This window comes from Polaromonas sp. P1_G1 (genome assembly GCF_056405595.1).
In genome coordinates, this window is the sequence record NZ_JBFUBU010000147.1 from 1 (window position 1) to 527 (window position 527).

Genomic DNA, 527 nt, shown 5'->3' on the forward strand with positions numbered 1-527 from the left:
CCACCGCGCGAATGCTTTGTTGCAGGCGCCGCGCCACTTCCTGCAGCAGCAGGTCGCCCACGTCATGGCCGTGCGTGTCGTTGAGTAGCTTGAACTGGTCCAGGTCCAGGAACATCAGTGCGCCGTGCTCACCCTTGCGGTGGCTGGCGCCCAGGGCCTGTTGCAGCCGGTCGGTCAGCAGGCGGCGGTTCGGCAACCCTGTCAGCGTGTCGTGGAAGGCCAGGTGGCGAATCACCTCCTCGGCGTTCTTGCGCTCGGTGATGTCGCGCGCAATCGCGATGAAGCGCTCTTCCTCGCCCGGCACCGTGGGCTTGCGCACTACCGACAACTCAAACCATTGCTTGCCCGCGTGTAATTCCAGGCTGTATTGTTTTCCGTAGGAACTGCCTGTCGCCTGTGCTTCGTTCAATGCGGCCATGCAGGTATCCGCGGCATCCTTGGGCAAAATGTCCGACACCAATCTGCCGAGCAGAAGCTCGGGTTGGCGCTCCAGCAAGCTGTTGTTTTGGCTGTGCACAGCGCGGTAG

1 protein-coding gene is annotated in these 527 nt (G+C 62.4%); it reads right to left on the minus strand.

Translation table 11 applies throughout. The features are described from left to right. A partial coding sequence (locus AC1D1Y_RS26180; RefSeq protein ID WP_477684918.1) for a diguanylate cyclase domain-containing protein occupies positions 1-517 on the minus strand: 517 nt, incomplete at its 3' end. Positions 518-527 lie beyond the last annotated feature (10 nt).